The following is a 15,759-nucleotide window of genomic DNA, read 5'->3' as shown; positions in this document are numbered from 1 at the left end:
GGTCGACGCCATCCGTGAAGCGCAGCAGGGACGCACCGGTTCGGCCTCACGGACGTCGACCACGCCGTGGGCGGCGGCGGCCCGGGCGGAGAACCGGCGTACAGCGGCCGGAGCCGGCGGCGCAGGCGCAACCGGCGCGGGCGGCGGTGCGGGCGCAGGGGCGACGGTCGGGCCCGGAGCGGGAGGCTTTACGCGGTCATGACCCGTGCTCCTCGGGGACCGGCGCGGGTGGCACCGGGGTCGGGCCGACGGGGCCGGCGGCGCGGACGTCGATCTCGCGCCAGAAGCCGGCGCGGATGGCGTACCGGTCGTGTTCGTCGATCTGGTCGTCCTTGTGGGCGAGGAGGCCGAACCGGGCCGCGTACCGCAGCAGCTCGCCGTCGATGCGGTGCGGGATGCGCGGGTAGAGACCGGACAGCTTGTGCAGGTGGACCTGCTCCGGGAGCCGGTCCATCCAGCGCCGGGCGAAGACCTGGCCCACCTCGAAGGGGTCGCCGCCGACGGTGGTGATGTCGTCTTCCCGGTCGGCCCAGCGCTGCTCGGCGGAGGTGAGCTGGGCGAGCGTGGGCAGGGAGGCGGTCTCGGCGGGCTCACCGAGGGGGCCGCCGCGGTCGATCCAGCCTTTGTCGGAGGACCACCGCAGGGTGGCGCCGGCGGGCGCCGGGGCGGGCGGCACGACCTGGGGGACGGGCCCGTGGGCGGGGGCGCGCAGGCCGGCGAGGTCCTTGGGCGTGGGCACCTTGCCCGTGGCGGCCGGGACGGGGCCGGCGTCACCCTCGGGTCCACCGTCGCGGTCGGGGCCGCGGGCGGGGTCGTGGTCGGGGTCGTGGTCGGGGTCGTGGCCGTGGACCGGGTTGCCGTCCGGGTCCGTGCCGACGACGCGTCCGGCCCCCAGCCCCGCGGGGCCCGGGTCCGCCGCACCGAGCCGGTCCGGCCCGAGCCGGTCCGCACCCAACCGGTCCGCCCCCAGCCTCCCGGCGCCCAACCGGTCCCCCGGCACGCGGGCCGCCACGCCGAGGTGGTCCGCGGCCGCGGACAGCCGCTCGCCGGGCCCGGCCGGTGCGGGCGCGGTGCCGTTGCGGGCGGCTTCGGCCAGGGCCGCCTCGGGGAGGGGTGCGGAGAGGATCGCGGCGATCTCGGGGCGGGGTGCGGGGGCCGGGGCGCAGATCCCCGTCATCTCCTTCGCCCGGACGGCCCTCGTGATCCAGGTCCGGTCGAGCACCCGCCGCTCGTCGGCCTCGGCGACCAGGTCCTCGGACTGGTTGTAGTCGCCGTCCGCCGCCTGAACGGCCCACAGGTGGACGGCCACGCCGTGCTCCTTGGCCGACATGAGGCCGGGCAGCAGGTCGCCGTCGCCGGTCACCAGGACCACGTCGGAGCAGGCGCGGTTTCTGGCCAGCTCGGTGAGCTCGGCGTGCATGGCCGCGTCGACGCCCTTCTGCGCCCAGCGGCCGTCGCTGCGGGTGAGCGCGCCCAGTCGGACGGTGACGCGGGGCATCACGCGCAGTCGCCGGTGCTCGGGCTGCGGAACCCGGTCGGGCGCGCCGTCGAACCAGTAGATCCGCAGCAGCGGGCGCTCGGTGTCGGCCTCGGCCCGTTCGCGCAGGCCCTGGATGAGGGCGGCATGGTCGACGGTGATGCGGGAGCGGGACGGCTCCCCCGCCAGGAGGCTCGCGGCGGCACCCAGCAGGTAGCCGGCGTCCACCAGGACGACGCAGCGGTCCACGCGTATACACCCGCCTTTCGGGGGTCCCCCGCTCGGGGGCGGGGGTGTCGGGTTCGGCCTTTCCCCGAGTCTGCCCGACCATACGGGCGTTGACGGCCGGAACTCGATCATCGGCGTGGCGGAAGCTGCCGTTCCGGAGACTACGCGCAGTAATGATCCAAAATGCGCGGGTTATGGTGGTGTGTGAGTGTGAAGGCGGCCCTGGCCCCTAGACCCTCACAGGAGGCTTTCACCATGGCCAAGAACAAGAACCAGAAGCAGCCGGCCAAGCAGACCCGCTCCCCCCAGTCCGATACGGGCCGGAGCACGCAGGAGTCGCTGTCGGAGCCGGCTTCCTCCGCACCGAGCCCCATGGACATGGCGCGCAAGGGCAAGCAGAAGAAGTTCGGCCACAACTGACTCCCCCACGGTCGGTAGTGCTGTAGCGCGCAGGGGCGCGTCCGGGTGATCCGGGCGCGCCCCTTGGGCGTTCGGATCACCCGGACCGAAGGCCCGGCCGGACCGAACGGCCCGCCGCGTCAGCGTTCGGAGCAGCCGGGCACCCGGCCGGAGCAGTTGGTGGGCCGGTTGCGCTGGATCTCGCCGCCGATGATGCGGACGACGCCGTCCCTGCCGTTGTTGATGCCGCCGCCGTGGCGGGCGGCGCGGTTCTCCAGGACCGAGCTGTGGCGCAGCGTCAGCTCGGCGGTGTCGCGGTCGTTCCCGCCGGCCCGGGCCGCGCTCTCCGTCCGGCGGTTGTCGAGGGCGCCGCCGTCCCGGCCGGCCTGGTTCTTGGCGAACCGGCTCCGCTCGACCGTGGCCTCGCCCTCGTTGTGGACGGCGCCGCCGTCGCGCCCCGCCTTGTTGAACGTGAAGGACGAGCGGGTGACGCGCAGGGCGCCCCGCTCCTCGTTGTTCACGGCGCCGCCGTCCCGGCCGGCCCAGTTCTCGGTGAACTCGGTGTCCTCGGCGAAGAACGTGCCGAGGTTGTCCACGGCCCCTCCGTCGCCGTCGCGGGCGGCGTTGTTCTCCAGGCGCCCGTTCCGGACGACGAGGGTGCCTCGGTTCTGTACGCCTCCGCCGTTCGCGTCCGCCGCGTTGCCCGAGACGGTGGTCCTGAGCAGGGTGAGCGTGCCGGAAGAACTGTTGAAGAGGCCGCCGCCGGCGCCGGGTTCGCCGTTGCGGTCCTCGGCGGTGTTCGTCTGGACGAGGCTGTCGGCCAGGGTGACGTTGCCGCCGTGGTTGGCGAGACCGCCGCCGCGCCCGCGGCCGAGGTTGCCGGCGAGCGTGGTGTCCTCCAGGCGCACGGTGCCCCCGTGCACGGCGATGCCCCCACCGTCGCCGGCGGTGCTGCCGCCGGCCACGGTGAGGTTCCGGAGCGTGAGGCGACCGTGCTCCCGTACGTCGAGGATCCGGAACCGGTTGCCCGTACCGGCGCTGCGGATCAGGGTGGCGTCGTGGCCCACGACCGTGAGGTCGCCGGTGATGCGCGGAAGGGCGGCGTCGGTGGTGCCGAAGGCTTGGGTGAAGCGGTAGGCGCAGTGCTCCGCGAGGGCGATCGTGCCGCCGCGCGCGTGGCGGTTGACCCGCTGGACGGCGTCGCGCAGCCCGGCGACGTCGCCGCAGCGCACGGTCAGCCGCAGCGGCGCGGCGGCCGTCGCCGGCGCTGCGGCGGTCGCCGACGGGGCCGACAGGGCGAGGCCTGCCGCCACGGCGGAGCCGGCCAGGACGAGGCGCGTCTTCATGCGGTTTCCTCCTGCTCGTTACCGAGGGGCTCCGCACTGCCGGACAGCCGGACGCACCCGAGGGGACAGAAAGCGTCCTATCGGGTGCGTCGGTGCCGTTTCTCGTATAAGCCGCGCAACTCGGCCGAAACCTATACCGATGGGCTAGGCGGCGTCCGGCGGATCAGGCCGGACACCCCCTGGCCCGCCCTCTTCCGGAGACGGCCCGGCCCGGTGGATGCGGTTCTGGCCCGGCCCGGCGGATGCGGCCTGCCCGGGCCGCATCCGGGATCCCCTCAGCCCGCCAGGCAGGACGGGCCCAGCAGCACCTTCAGGTCTCCGAAGAGGGCGGGGTCGGGCTGCACCCGGTGCCGGTCCAGCCGGAGCACGGTGGTGGAGCGGGGTCCCTGGAGCTTGATCCGCACCTCGGTGTTGCCCTTGTGGTGCCTGAGGATCTCGCCGAGCCGGGTGACCATGGGCGGGGTGACCTTCAGGGCCGGGATGGTGAGGACCACCGGGGCGTTGGTGCCCGCGGAGGACAGGTCCGGGACCATCAGCTCCATGGCGACCAGCCGGGGCACGTCCTCGCGCTTGTCGAGGCGGCCCTTGACGAACACGACCGCGTCCTCGACCAGCTGGGTGGAGACGAGCTGGTAGGTGGCGGGGAAGAACATGCACTCGATGGAACCGGCCAGGTCCTCGACGGTGGCGATGGCCCAGGCGTTGCCCTGCTTGGTCATCTTGCGCTGGAGGCCGGAGATGATGCCGCCGATGGTGACCACGGCGCCGTCGGAGTGCTCGCCGCCGGTCAGCTGGGAGATGCCGGCGTCGGTCTTGTCCGACAGCACGTGCTCCAGACCGAAGAGCGGGTGGTCGGAGACGTACAGGCCGAGCATCTCCCGCTCCTGGGCGAGCAGGTAGGCCTTCTCCCACTCCACGTCGGAGAACTCGACGTCCAGGCCGAAGCCGGGCTCGTTGCTGTCCTCGTCGCCCATGCCGCCGAAGAGGTCGAACTGTCCCTCGGCCTCCTTGCGCTTGACCGCCACCACGTTGTCGATCATCGGCTCGTGGTGGGCGACCAGACCCTTGCGGGTGTGGCCCATCTCGTCGAAGGCACCGGCCTTGATAAGGGACTCGACGGTGCGCTTGTTGCAGACCACGGCCTCGACCTTGTCGAGGAAGTCGGGGAAGGAGGAGTACTTCCCCTTCGCCTTGCGGCTCTTGATGATCGAGTCCACCACGTTCTGGCCGACGTTGCGCACCGCGGTGAGGCCGAAGAGGATCACGTCGTCGCCCTGGGCGGCGAAGTTCGACTCGGACTCGTTCACGTTCGGCGGGAGCACCTTGATGCCCATGCGGCGGCACTCGTTGAGGTAGACCGCGGACTTGTCCTTGTCGTCCTTGACCGAGGTGAGCAGGCCCGCCATGTACTCGGCGGGGTGGTTGGCCTTGAGGTAGGCGGTCCAGTAGGAGACCAGGCCGTACGCGGCCGAGTGGGCCTTGTTGAACGCGTAGCCGGCGAACGGCACCAGCACGTCCCAGAGGGCCTGGATGGCCTCGTCGCTGTAGCCGTTGTTGCGGGCGCCGGCCTGGAAGATCGTGAAGTTCTTAGCCAGTTCCTCGGGCTTCTTCTTGCCCATGACGCGGCGGAGGATGTCGGCCTCGCCGAGCGAGTAGCCGGCGATGATCTGGGCGGCCTTCTGCACCTGCTCCTGGTAGACGATCAGGCCGTAGGTGACCGCGAGCACCTCTTCGAGCGGGGCTTCCAGCTCGGGGTGGATCGGGGTGATCTCCTGCTGCTTGTTCTTGCGCAGCGCGTAGTTGGTGTGCGAGTTCATGCCCATCGGGCCCGGCCGGTACAGGGCGGACACGGCGGAGATGTCTTCGAAGTTGTCGGGCTTCATCAGGCGCAGCAGGGACCGCATGGGTCCGCCGTCGAACTGGAAGACGCCGAGGGTGTCACCGCGCTGGAGCAGCTCGAAGGTCTTGGGGTCGTCGAGCGGGAGGGCCAGGAGGTCGATGTCGATCCCCTTGTTGGCCTTCACCATCTTGACGGCGTCGTCCATGATCGTGAGGTTGCGCAGGCCGAGGAAGTCCATCTTCAGCAGGCCGAGCGACTCGCAGCTCGGGTAGTCCCACTGGGTGATGGTCACGCCGTCGGTGTGCCGGACCCAGACCGGTACGTGGTCGGTGATCCGCTCGCTGGACATGATCACGCCGGCGGCGTGCACGCCCATCTGGCGGACCAGACCCTCCACGCCGCGGGCGGTGTCGATGACCTTCTTCACGTCCGGCTCGTTCTCGTACATCCCGCGGATCTCGCCGGCCTCGCTGTACCGGGGGTGCTGCGGGTCGAGGATGCCGGAGAGCGGGATGCCCTTGCCGAGGACGTCGGCGGGCATGGCCTTGGTGAGGCGGTCGCCCATGGCGTACGGGTAGCCCAGGACGCGCGCGGAGTCCTTGATGGCGTTCTTGGCCTTGATGGTGCCGTAGGTGCCGATCATGGCGACCTTGTCGGCGCCGTACTTCTCGGTGACGTACCTGATCACCTCGACGCGCCGACGCTCGTCGAAGTCGATGTCGACATCGGGCATGGAGACGCGCTCGGGGTTGAGGAAGCGCTCGAAGATCAGGCCGTGCGGGATGGGGTCGAGGTCGGTGATGCCCATGGCGTAGGCGACGATCGAGCCGGCCGCGGAGCCTCGGCCGGGGCCCACCGCGATGCCCTGGTTCTTGGCCCACATGATGAAGTCGGCGACCACGAGGAAGTAGCCCGGGAAGCCCATCGAGATGATCGTGTCCATCTCGTACTCGACCTGCTTCATGCGGTCCTCGGGGATGCCACCGGGGAAGCGGCGGTGCATGCCCCGCATGGTCTCCTCGCGGAACCACGTGACCTCGGTGTAGCCGTCCGGGATGTCGAACTTCGGCATCAGGTTCCGGAACGTGAACATGCCCTCGGTGTCGACCTGCTCGGCCACCAGCCGCGTGTTGGCGCAGCCCTCCTGCCAGGCGTCCGAGGAGTCGATGGCGTACATCTCGTCCGTGGACTTCAGGTAGTAGCCGGTGCCGTCGAACTTGAACCGGTCCGGGTCGGAGAGGTTCTTGCCGGTCTGGATGCAGAGCAGGGCGTCGTGGGCGCCGGCCTCGTGCGCGTACGTGTAGTGGGAGTCGTTGGTGACCAGCGGCGGGATGTCGAGCTTCTTGCCGATCTCCAGGAGGCCGTCGCGGACCCGGCGCTCGATCTCGATGCCGTGGTCCATCAGCTCCAGGAAGTAGCGCCCCGCCCCGAAGATGTCCTTGTAGTCGGAGGCCGCCTTGATCGCCTCGTCGAACTGACCGAGCCGGAGCCGGGTCTGCACCTCGCCCGAGGGGCAGCCGGTGGAGGCGATCAGCCCCTCCGACCACTGGGCGATGGTCTCCTTGTCCATCCGGGGCCACTTGGTCAGCCAGCCCTCGGCGTACGCGTCGGAGGACAGCCGGAAGAGGTTGTGGAGGCCGGTGCTGTTCGCCGCCCAGATCGTCTTGTGGGTGTAACCACCGGAACCGGAGACGTCGTCCCGCTTCTGGTGCGGCTGGCCCCACTGGATGCGGCGCTTGTTGCGCCGGGACTCGGGGGCGACGTACGCCTCGATGCCGATGATCGGCGTGATGCCCGCCTTCTGCGCCGTGTGGAAGAAGTCGTACGCCCCGTGCAGGTTGCCGTGGTCGGACATGGCGATGTGCGACATGCCCATTTCATTGCAGGCCGCGAACATGTCCTTGAGCCGCGCGGCACCGTCCAGCAGCGAGTACTGGGTGTGGACGTGCAGGTGCGTGAACGGCGTCTTGGTCACGGCGCGGGACCTCCGGGAAACGGGTCAAAAGGGGCGGTGCACGGCACCCCGGTGACGGGGGGTGGTCGGGTGACGGGCGGGTTGGGGGGACAGCGATGAAGTCTACGTCGACCCGGTGACAGGGGAGGGCGGAGCGCGCGAAGCTCCCTCCGGTGTGCCCGCTCCGCACGGTGCGGGCACTCGGAGGTCCGGCCGACCGTTGGAAACCACGAACACACGTCCGAGCGTCTGCCGGATCGAGCCCTACCAGCCCTTGCACCAGGAGGCATCCCCATGGTGGTCCCCGAGACGACGACCGAGCAGCGCGCCGAGCAGATCCTCGACGTCTTCGACACCGCCTTCGGCGAGCTGCTCGCCGCCGACCCCACCGCCTTCCAGGTCAAGTTCCGGAAGATGGCGGCGTCCGCGTTCGCCTTCTACCGGGGCACGGCCTGCCTCTTCTACGCCGACCTGGAGCACGAGCGGCACGGCGGCCCGTACGTGGACGAGCGCACGGGACGCGTGTGGATCCACGGCGACCTGCACGCCGAGAACTTCGGCACCTACATGGACGCCAACGGCCGGCTGGTCTTCAACGTCAACGACTTCGACGAGGCCTATGTGGGGCCTTTCACATGGGACCTCAAGCGCTTCGCCGCCTCGGTCGCCCTGATCGGCTACACCAAGGCCCTCAGTGACGAGCAGATCAGCGAACTGGTGCGGATCTACGCCGGCGCCTACCGGGAGCGGATCCACCGGCTGGCCGCGGGGGCGAAGCACGACGAGGTGCCCTCGTTCACCCTCGACACGTCCGAGGGCCCGCTGCTGGACGCGCTGCGCGACGCCCGCGCGCGCACCCGGTTCGCACTGCTGGACTCGATGACGGAGATCCGGGACCACGAGCGGCGCTTCTCCTCCGGCGGCGGCGCCATCGAGCTGGACGCCGCCACCCGCTACAAGGTGCTGGCGGCCTTCGACGGGTACCTGGAGACCCTGCCCGAGGCGAGCCTGGTCCGCCCCGACTCCTACCGCGTCAAGGACGTGGTGGGCCGGCGCGGCGTGGGCATCGGCTCGGCGGGCCTGCCCTCGTACAACATCCTGCTGGAGGGCCACAGCGACGCCCTGGAGAACGACGTCGTGATCTACCTCAAGCAGGCCCAGACCCCGGCGGTCTCGCGGCACGTCACGGACCGCGCGGTGCGCGAGTACTTCCAGCACGAGGGCCACCGCACGGTGATCTCGCAGCGCGCACTGCAGGCGCACGCCGACCCGTGGCTGGGCTGGACCGAGCTGGACGGCGCCGGACAGCTGGTGGCCGAGGTCTCCCCGTACGCGGTGGACCTGGACTGGTCCGACATCGACGACCCGGCGGAGATCGCGGGCGTGGTCGCCGACCTGGGTCGGGCCACGGCGACCATGCACGCCTCTGCGGACGAGGCCGAGAGCGGCCAGTCGCTGGTGCCGTTCTCCACCGAGCGGGCCATCGACGCGGCGATCGCCGCCGACGAGGAGGGCTTCGCGGACCTTCTGGTGGAGTTCGCCCACGTGTACGGCGCCCGGGCCCGGGCCGACCACCAGATCTTCGTGGACCTCTTCCGCAACGGCCGCCTCATCCGCTGACCCGGCCGACTCCACCGGGGCGCCCAGACCGGGCCGCCCCTCCCCGACCGGGCCGCCCCGGCCCGGCCGGGGAGGTCCCCCCGTAAACGGCCCCCTACCAGCGGCCTCCCCCCGTCTCCACGAGCACCTCGCGCAGCCGCGCCGCGTACGCCGCCGGGTGCGTGAGGTTGCCGTTGTGCCCGCCCGGGAACTCCACCGTGTCCGTACCGAGGAGCACGGCGAGCTCCTCGGCACAGCGGTAGTCGAAGACGGCGCGCGGCGTGGTGCGCCCGGTCACGGGCACGATCCGGGGACCGCTCTGCCGCAGTTCCGCCAGGGCCGCCGTGTCGAGGGTGTCCTCGACGATCGCGGTGAAGTCGCGGGTGATGAAGAAGTCGAAGTCGGCCGTCCGCTCGGCTATGGGGGGCTGCGGGGTCAGCCCGGACTCGCGGTCCGGGCTCGCCGGGTCGATGCCGAGCACCCGCGCCACCTCCCGGAGCGCGACCCCGAGCCCCTCCCTGCGGTAGAGCCCCGCTATCTCCTCGAGCTCCCGCTCGTGGGCCTCCCGCTCGACCTCGGGCAGCAGCCGGGGTGACACCGGTTCGTGCGCCACGAGGACCGAGAGCTGCTCGGGGTGGCGGACCGCGAGGTGCAGGCCGATGGAGGCCCCGAGGCTGAGGCCCAGCATGCGCGCGGGCTCGTCGGTCAGGGCGGCGAGCAGCCGGTGGACGTCGTCCGCGTGCTGCTCCATCGTCACGCCCCGTCCCGGCTCGAGGGCGCTGCGGGACAGCCCGCGCCGGTCGTAGGTCACCACCGTGTGGTCCCGGACCAGCCGGTCGACGAGGTCGACGCTGCGCCCCGCTCCCCCTTCCCCGCTCTGGGCCACCAGCAACAGCGGCCCGTCCCCCCGCACCTCGTAGTACAGCTCGGCCCCCGCGACCGCCAGCGTCCCGCTGCGTCCGTCCATCGTGATTCCCCCTCCAGGCGAAGCCGTCCCCGAGCCGCCGTCGACCCGGTGCCCTCACCATAACCCATCCATCTCGATACATCAATGCCGATACATCTGAATGGATGAATTACGGGCGATGGATCCATCCCGATGTACCGTGGGGTCCGTGACCGACCAGAGCGACCGCACCGCCGCCGACCCGGACGCGGCCATGACCCCGGTCGAACTCTTCCTGCTCGGCCGGACGCTGATGAAGATCGGCGAAGAGGCCCTCCCCGCCCCCGAGGAACCCGCCGGGGGCCCCGCCGCGCAGGGCGCCCGCGCCGTGCTCATCACCCTCAGCGACGTCACCGCCCACCCCGGCAGCGCGGTCGGAGAGATCTCCCGCCGCACCGGCCTCCCGCAGAGCCAGGTCTCCACCGCGGTCGCCCGCCTGAAGCAGACCGGCTCCGTGGTCACCTCCCCCGACCCCGCCGACGGCCGGCGCCTGCTGGTGCACGTGGCCGAGGCCGTCTCCGAGCGCGTCGCCCGGGTCCGCGCCACCCGCATCGACTCCGCCCTCGCCACCGCACTCGGCACGGAGGACCCCGCCCGCCTCCACGAGGTCACCGAGGCCCTGGCGGTCCTGGCCCGCCACCTCCCGCCCGGCAGCCTGGCCAACCTGCGCCCCTGACCGAAGGCCCGGCACACAGGAACTCATGGCAGACTCAGGCGCGATGGACATTTCAGGGGTACGGCTTCGGGCACTGCGGGCGGCGCTGTTCAGCGCCGTCGTCGTCGTGCTCTCGACGGCCACCCACGTCCTGGTGTCCCGCGTCCCGCTGCCCCCGACCCTCGTCGGCGGCGCGTACGCCAGCGTCTTCGCCATCGCGTTCGCGCTCGCCGGGCGCGAACGCGGCTTCTGGCACATCGCGGGCCTCCTGGTCCCGCTGGAGCTGGCCGCCGACACCGTCCTGACCACCGGCCAGGACGTCTGCTACGGCCCGTCCGGCGGCCCGGTCTCCGGCCCGCTCAAGGCCATGGGCCTCGACGTGCTGTGCGGCGGCCCGCCCGTGGGCGCGCCGCTGGCCCGGGTCGCCGGCACCGCGGGCGACCCCGCGGCGCTGCTGACCTCCCCGGCCCCGGCCACGCCCTGGCTGCTGCTGGCCGCCCACGTCTCGGTGGGCCTGCTGGCCTCGCTCTGGCTGCGCCGCGGCGAACGGGCCCTGGCGGGCCTGGTCGAGGCCACGGCCGCGGCGGCGTTCCGGCCGCTCCGGCTGGCCGTCGCCGCGGCGCGGGCCGTGGCGGCCCCGGCGCTGCGCACCGTCCGGGCCGGGCGGGCGCGGGCGGTCGCCCGTACCCGTTTCCCCGCGCACTCCGTGGGCCGGCGGGGGCCGCCCCGCACGGCGCCCTGCGGCGCCTGATCCCACGCGGCACCCCCCATCACTCTTTCCCATCCACGGAGTTCCACCATGAGCAACCGCAACAGCAAGGCGAACAAGGACGCGGCCCGCGAGCGGATGCGCGCCGAGCGCGAGCGCCAGGCGAAGAAGGACAAGGTCCGCCGCCAGATATTCGTCGCCGGTGGCGTCGTCGCGGTCCTCGCCCTCGCCGGCGGCATCGGCTTCGCCGTGATGCAGGCCAACAAGCCGGGCACGTGGGAGGCGGCGAAGGACGCCAAGCTGGTCGCCCCGAAGAACACCGAGGGCACCAACGGCACCACCGTCGTACTCGGCAAGAAGGACGCCAAGAAGACCCTGGAGCTGTACGAGGACGGCCGCTGCCCGGTCTGCGCCGTGTTCGAGCAGACCGCGGGCGCCCAGATCAAGAAGGACATCGACGCCGGCAAGTACAAGCTCCAGTACTTCGGCGCCACGTTCCTCGACCGCTCCTTCAACGGCTCCGGCTCGAAGGAGGCGCTGGCCGCACTGGGCGCCGCGCTGAACGTCAGCCCGGACGCGTTCCTGGAGTACAAGGGCGCCCTCTACTCCAAGGCGAACCACCCCGAGGAGACGCAGGACAAGTTCGCCAAGACGGACTACCTGATCAAGATCGCCGACGAGGTGCCGGCGCTGAAGAACAACGCCGCGTTCAAGAAGGACGTCGACGCCGGCACCTTCCGCCGCTGGGCGCTGGAGATGTCCGCGGTCTTCGACAAGAGCGGCGTCACCGGTACGCCCACGTTGAAGATGGACGGCAAGAAGATCGAGACCCCGCAGACGGTCGAGGCCTTCAACGCGGCGATCGACAAGGCCCTGAAGGGCTGACCCGCGCGACCCGACATCCGGGAAACGCCAGGGCAAAGGGCGGGCGAACTCTCCGAGTTCGCCCGTCCTTTGTCTGTCCAGAGTCGAATACCAGTCAGTAATATGACCGGCCGTGACCAGTCTTCTCCCTTCTTCTGACGGGGCCACGCGCCGCCGCTCGGTCCTCAAGACCGTCGCCGCCGGCGCCGCCCTCGCCCCGCTCGCGGGAACGGCCGCCCTGGGAACGGCGACCGCCCGCGCGGCCGAGGCCGCCCCCGCCTTCCTGCACGGCGTCGCCTCCGGCGACCCGCTGCCCGACGGGGTCCTGCTGTGGACCCGCGTCACCCCCACCCCCGACGCCGCCCCCGGTTCGGGTCTCGGCCCCGACACGGACGTCTCCTGGGAGGTGGCCGAGGACAAGGGGTTCACCTCCGTCGTGTCCTCCGGGACCGCCACCGCGAGCGCCGCCTCCGACCACACGGTCAAGGCCGACGTCCGCGGCCTGCGCCCGGCCACCGCGTACTGGTTCCGCTTCTCGGCCGGCGGCACGGTCTCCGCGGTCGGCCGCACCCGCACCGCGCCCGCCCACGACGAGCGCGCCTCCGGCATCCGCTTCGGCGTCGTCTCCTGCGCCAACTGGGAGTCGGGCTACTTCTCCGCGTACCGCCACCTGGCGGCCCGCACCGACCTGGACGCGGTCCTCCACCTCGGCGACTACATCTACGAGTACGCCACCGGCGGCTACCCCGAGGCCAAGTACGTCGTCCGGCAGCACGAGCCGAAGCACGAGATCACCTCGCTCGCGGACTACCGCACCCGGCACGGCAGGTACAAGACGGACCAGGACCTCCAGGCCCTGCACGCCGCCCACCCGGTCGTGGCGATCTGGGACGACCACGAGTTCGCCAACGACGCCTGGTCCGGCGGCGCCGAGAACCACACCCCGGGCACCGAGGGCGACTGGGCGGCCCGCGTCGCGGCCGCCAAGCAGGCCTACTTCGAGTGGATGCCGGTACGCCCCTCCGTCGCCGGCACCACCTACCGCCGGCTGCGCTTCGGCTCGCTGGCCGACCTGCACCTGCTCGACCTGCGCTCGTTCCGCTCGGAGCAGGTCAAGGTGGGCAGCGGCAAGGTCGACGACCCCGAGCGCACCATCACCGGCCGCGCCCAGCTGGACTGGCTCAAGTCCGGCCTGGCCGCCTCGGACGCGACCTGGAAGCTGGTCGGCACCTCGGTGATGATCTCGCCGGTGGCCTTCGGCTCGCTGCCCGCCCACCTCCTGGAGCCGCTCACCGAGCTGCTGGGCCTGCCCGGCGGCGGCCTCGCGGTCAACGTGGACCAGTGGGACGGCTACACGGACGACCGCAAGGAGCTGCTGAACCACCTGACGCAGCGGAACATCACCAACACGGTGTTCCTGACCGGCGACATCCACATGGCCTGGGCGAACGACGTGCCGGTGACCGCCGCGACGTACCCGCTGTCGAAGTCGGCCGCGACCGAGTTCGTGGTCACGTCGGTGACCTCGGACAACATCGACGACATGCTGCACGTGGCCCCGCAGACCCTGTCGCTGGCCGCGGCCGCCGCCGTCAAGTTGGCCAACCGGCACGTGAAGTGGGTCGACATGGACTCGCACGGCTACGGCGTGCTGGACATCACCGCCCAGCAGTCGCAGATGGACTACTACGTGCTGTCCGACAAGCGCCGCCAGGACGCGACCGCCTCCTGGACGCGCTCGTACCGGACGCTGACCGGCACGCAGAAGGTCGAGCGGGTCTACCAGCCGGTGCGGTGATCGTCACCAGGATCGTCGGCCAGAACTGACGATCCGTCGCATTTTTTCGGCCAGTTGAGGGGTCCGCGCGTTACGCGGACCTCTCAACTTTGTTTCGACAAGAAATCCTTGACGAGACGGTGACATGGACACGTAAGCTTCACGCCATCGTGAGGAGATCCCTCCGTTAACTTTGTTCGCGAGGAGCACACGTGCGCGCTTCTGCCCGCATATCCCCCACTCTGCGCCGACGCATCCTGGGTACCGCCGTACTCGCCGGAGCGCTGGCTCTCTCCCCGCTTTCCGCCCCCACGACCCTCGCCGCCGCCCCCAAGACCGGCGCCGAGAAGTGTGCCGAGGACGCGACGGCCGCCAACGCCCGTGTCGCCAAGCCGAAGACCGGCCAGGCCCACGACCCCAGCGCCGTCTCGGACGCCAAGGCCAAGGCCATGGACGCCGACATGAAGGCGAAGCTCAGCAAGATCTCGAAGTCGACGCAGCAGCAGCTGGCCGCGGCGACCTCGACGATCCCGGTCTACTTCCACGTCATCCACAGCGGTACGACGGGCAAGCTGAGCGCGACCTCCATCCAGAACCAGATCAACGTCCTGAACGCCGCCTACGCGGGCCAGGGCACCGGCAACGTCGACTCGGGCTTCCAGTTCCAGCTGGTCAGCACCGACTACACGGACAACGCCACCTGGTACAACGTCAGCGACGGCACCCAGGCCGAGAAGGACATGAAGAACGCCCTGCGCAAGGGCGGCGCCAACGCGCTGAACCTGTACTCGGCCAACCTGGGCGGCGGCCTGCTCGGCTGGGCGACCTTCCCGAGCGACTACACCTCGGCGCCCAAGATGGACGGCGTGGTCCTGCTCGACACCTCGCTGCCGGGCGGCTCGGCCACCAACTACAACGAGGGTGACACCGCCACGCACGAGGTCGGCCACTGGCTGGGCCTCTACCACACCTTCCAGGGCGGCTGCAACGGAAGCGGCGACTACGTCTCCGACACCCCGGCCGAGAAGACCGCGGCGTACGAGTGCCCGACCAACCGGGACTCCTGCACCAGCAAGGCGGGCAAGGACCCGATCCACAACTTCATGGACTACACCTACGACTCCTGTATGTACCAGTTCACCGCTGGTCAGGTGTCTCGCATGAAGAGCATGTGGACGTCCTACCGCGGCTGAAGCACCGCGGACGCGCCGCTGATGCACCGCATCCGGTAGCGCCCTGAGAACGGGGGGAGGGCCCGGACCGGCACGATGCCGGTCCGGGCCCTCTCGTCATGGCCGCCCGCGAAGGGCGTGCCCGGAAGGAGCGCGCCCGGAAGGGATGCGCTCCCCGGGCGTTCTCAGATGCTCTCCAGGAAGGCCAGCGCCGTCGCCCAGGTGCGCTCGGCGGCCTCCTCGTCGTAGTCCGGCAGCTCCGGGTCGGTGTAGAGGTGGCCGGCGCCCGGGTAACGGTGCACCTCGATGTCCGCGCCGGCCCGCTGCATGCGCAGGTACCAGGCCGTCAGCCAGTCGTGGGTCTCGAACGCGTCCGGGTCCGCCACGTGCAGCTGGACCGGCAGGTCGTCCACGGAAGCGCCCTCGGGCACGTCCGAGGTGCCGTGCAGGAGCAGCAGCCCGCGGGCCTTCTCGTCGCCGAGCGCCAACTGCTGGGCCACCGAGGCGCCCAGCGAGAAGCCCGCGTACACCAGTCCGCGCGCGGAGTGCGGGGCCGCCGCCAGGATCGCCCGCTTCAGGATCTCGTCCCGGCCCAGCTCCTCGTTGAAGGCCATGCCCTCCTCGACGGTGTCGAAGACCCGCCCCTCGAAGAGGTCGGGCACCACCACCTCGTGCCCCGCGGCGCGCAGCCGCTCGGCGGCCGCGTGCACGGCCGGCCGAAGTCCGTATGTCGAGTGGAAGAGCATGATGTTCATGGGGACATCGTGCCAGCCGCCGCCGACGGCGGGCCGCT

At 71.3% G+C, this 15,759-nt stretch carries 12 protein-coding genes; 7 read left to right on the top strand and 5 right to left on the bottom strand.

The window, feature by feature from the left end; translation table 11 throughout:
* Window positions 1–196 precede the first annotated feature (196 nt).
* Entirely contained in the window at window positions 197–1,726 is a 1,530-nt protein-coding gene (locus ACIQCH_RS11210) for an NYN domain-containing protein (protein WP_402580340.1), read from the bottom strand.
* 234 nt (window positions 1,727–1,960) lie between these two features.
* On the opposite strand from ACIQCH_RS11210, the gene ACIQCH_RS11205 reads away from it, so the two are divergent.
* On the top strand, window positions 1,961–2,125 hold the full coding sequence (locus ACIQCH_RS11205) for a hypothetical protein (protein WP_402580338.1): 165 nt from the start codon (window positions 1,961–1,963) through the stop codon (window positions 2,123–2,125).
* Window positions 2,126–2,244: 119 nt separating this feature from the next.
* On the opposite strand, the gene ACIQCH_RS11200 is transcribed toward ACIQCH_RS11205, so the two are convergent.
* Both ACIQCH_RS11200 and dnaE read right to left on the bottom strand, forming a co-directional pair.
* Complete coding sequence (locus ACIQCH_RS11200; RefSeq protein WP_402580336.1) at window positions 2,245–3,450, bottom strand: hypothetical protein; 1,206 nt, start codon at window positions 3,448–3,450, stop codon at window positions 2,245–2,247.
* Between the two features lie 275 nt (window positions 3,451–3,725).
* Window positions 3,726–7,265 carry a DNA polymerase III subunit alpha gene (gene dnaE / locus ACIQCH_RS11195; protein WP_402580334.1) on the bottom strand — a complete coding sequence of 1,180 codons (3,540 nt, stop codon included), beginning with the start codon at window positions 7,263–7,265 and terminating at the stop codon, window positions 3,726–3,728.
* Window positions 7,266–7,538: 273 nt separating this feature from the next.
* Between dnaE and ACIQCH_RS11190 the strand changes: the two genes are divergently transcribed.
* Window positions 7,539–8,864, top strand: coding sequence for a DUF2252 domain-containing protein (locus ACIQCH_RS11190; protein WP_402580332.1), 1,326 nt, complete (start codon window positions 7,539–7,541; stop codon window positions 8,862–8,864).
* Between the two features lie 94 nt (window positions 8,865–8,958).
* Here ACIQCH_RS11190 and ACIQCH_RS11185 read toward each other — a convergent pair whose 3' ends face one another.
* Window positions 8,959–9,810 carry an alpha/beta fold hydrolase gene (locus tag ACIQCH_RS11185; protein WP_402580330.1) on the bottom strand — a complete coding sequence of 284 codons (852 nt, stop codon included), beginning with the start codon at window positions 9,808–9,810 and terminating at the stop codon, window positions 8,959–8,961.
* 193 nt (window positions 9,811–10,003) lie between these two features.
* On the opposite strand from ACIQCH_RS11185, the gene ACIQCH_RS11180 reads away from it, so the two are divergent.
* The 5 genes from ACIQCH_RS11180 (at window position 10,004) to ACIQCH_RS11160 (ending at window position 14,987) form a co-directional block, all read left to right on the top strand.
* Window positions 10,004–10,465, top strand: a complete 462-nt coding sequence (locus ACIQCH_RS11180; protein ID WP_402580479.1) for a MarR family transcriptional regulator — start codon at window positions 10,004–10,006, stop codon at window positions 10,463–10,465.
* Between the two features lie 43 nt (window positions 10,466–10,508).
* On the top strand, window positions 10,509–11,195 hold the full coding sequence (locus tag ACIQCH_RS11175) for a hypothetical protein (protein WP_402580328.1): 687 nt from the start codon (window positions 10,509–10,511) through the stop codon (window positions 11,193–11,195).
* Between the two features lie 48 nt (window positions 11,196–11,243).
* Complete coding sequence (locus tag ACIQCH_RS11170; RefSeq protein WP_402580326.1) at window positions 11,244–12,038, top strand: thioredoxin domain-containing protein; 795 nt, start codon at window positions 11,244–11,246, stop codon at window positions 12,036–12,038.
* Between the two features lie 112 nt (window positions 12,039–12,150).
* Entirely contained in the window at window positions 12,151–13,815 is a 1,665-nt protein-coding gene (locus tag ACIQCH_RS11165) for an alkaline phosphatase D family protein (RefSeq protein WP_402580324.1), read from the top strand.
* A gap of 191 nt (window positions 13,816–14,006) precedes the next feature.
* Window positions 14,007–14,987, top strand: a complete 981-nt coding sequence (locus ACIQCH_RS11160; RefSeq protein WP_402580322.1) for a zinc metalloprotease — start codon at window positions 14,007–14,009, stop codon at window positions 14,985–14,987.
* A gap of 164 nt (window positions 14,988–15,151) precedes the next feature.
* On the opposite strand, the gene ACIQCH_RS11155 is transcribed toward ACIQCH_RS11160, so the two are convergent.
* Window positions 15,152–15,721, bottom strand: coding sequence for a dienelactone hydrolase family protein (locus ACIQCH_RS11155; RefSeq protein ID WP_402580320.1), 570 nt, complete (start codon window positions 15,719–15,721; stop codon window positions 15,152–15,154).
* Between the last annotated feature and the right edge of the window lie 38 nt (window positions 15,722–15,759).

This window comes from Streptomyces sp. NPDC093225 (assembly GCF_044753805.1).
Classification (GTDB): Bacteria; Actinomycetota; Actinomycetes; order Streptomycetales; family Streptomycetaceae; genus Streptomyces.
This window is presented reverse-complemented; position numbering and strand designations above follow the sequence as displayed.

Bases quoted from the DNA above. Each gene is read 5' to 3' on its own strand.
- ACIQCH_RS11205 (WP_402580338.1), top strand. From the start codon at position 1,961: ATGGCCAAGAACAAGAACCAGAAGCAGCCGGCCAAGCAGACCCGCTCC.
- ACIQCH_RS11200 (WP_402580336.1), bottom strand. From the start codon at position 3,450: ATGAAGACGCGCCTCGTCCTGGCCGGCTCCGCCGTGGCGGCAGGCCTC.
- ACIQCH_RS11190 (WP_402580332.1), top strand. From the start codon at position 7,539: ATGGTGGTCCCCGAGACGACGACCGAGCAGCGCGCCGAGCAGATCCTC.
- ACIQCH_RS11185 (WP_402580330.1), bottom strand. From the start codon at position 9,810: ATGGACGGACGCAGCGGGACGCTGGCGGTCGCGGGGGCCGAGCTGTAC.
- ACIQCH_RS11180 (WP_402580479.1), top strand. From the start codon at position 10,004: ATGACCCCGGTCGAACTCTTCCTGCTCGGCCGGACGCTGATGAAGATC.
- ACIQCH_RS11175 (WP_402580328.1), top strand. From the start codon at position 10,509: ATGGACATTTCAGGGGTACGGCTTCGGGCACTGCGGGCGGCGCTGTTC.
- ACIQCH_RS11170 (WP_402580326.1), top strand. From the start codon at position 11,244: ATGAGCAACCGCAACAGCAAGGCGAACAAGGACGCGGCCCGCGAGCGG.
- ACIQCH_RS11155 (WP_402580320.1), bottom strand. From the start codon at position 15,721: ATGAACATCATGCTCTTCCACTCGACATACGGACTTCGGCCGGCCGTG.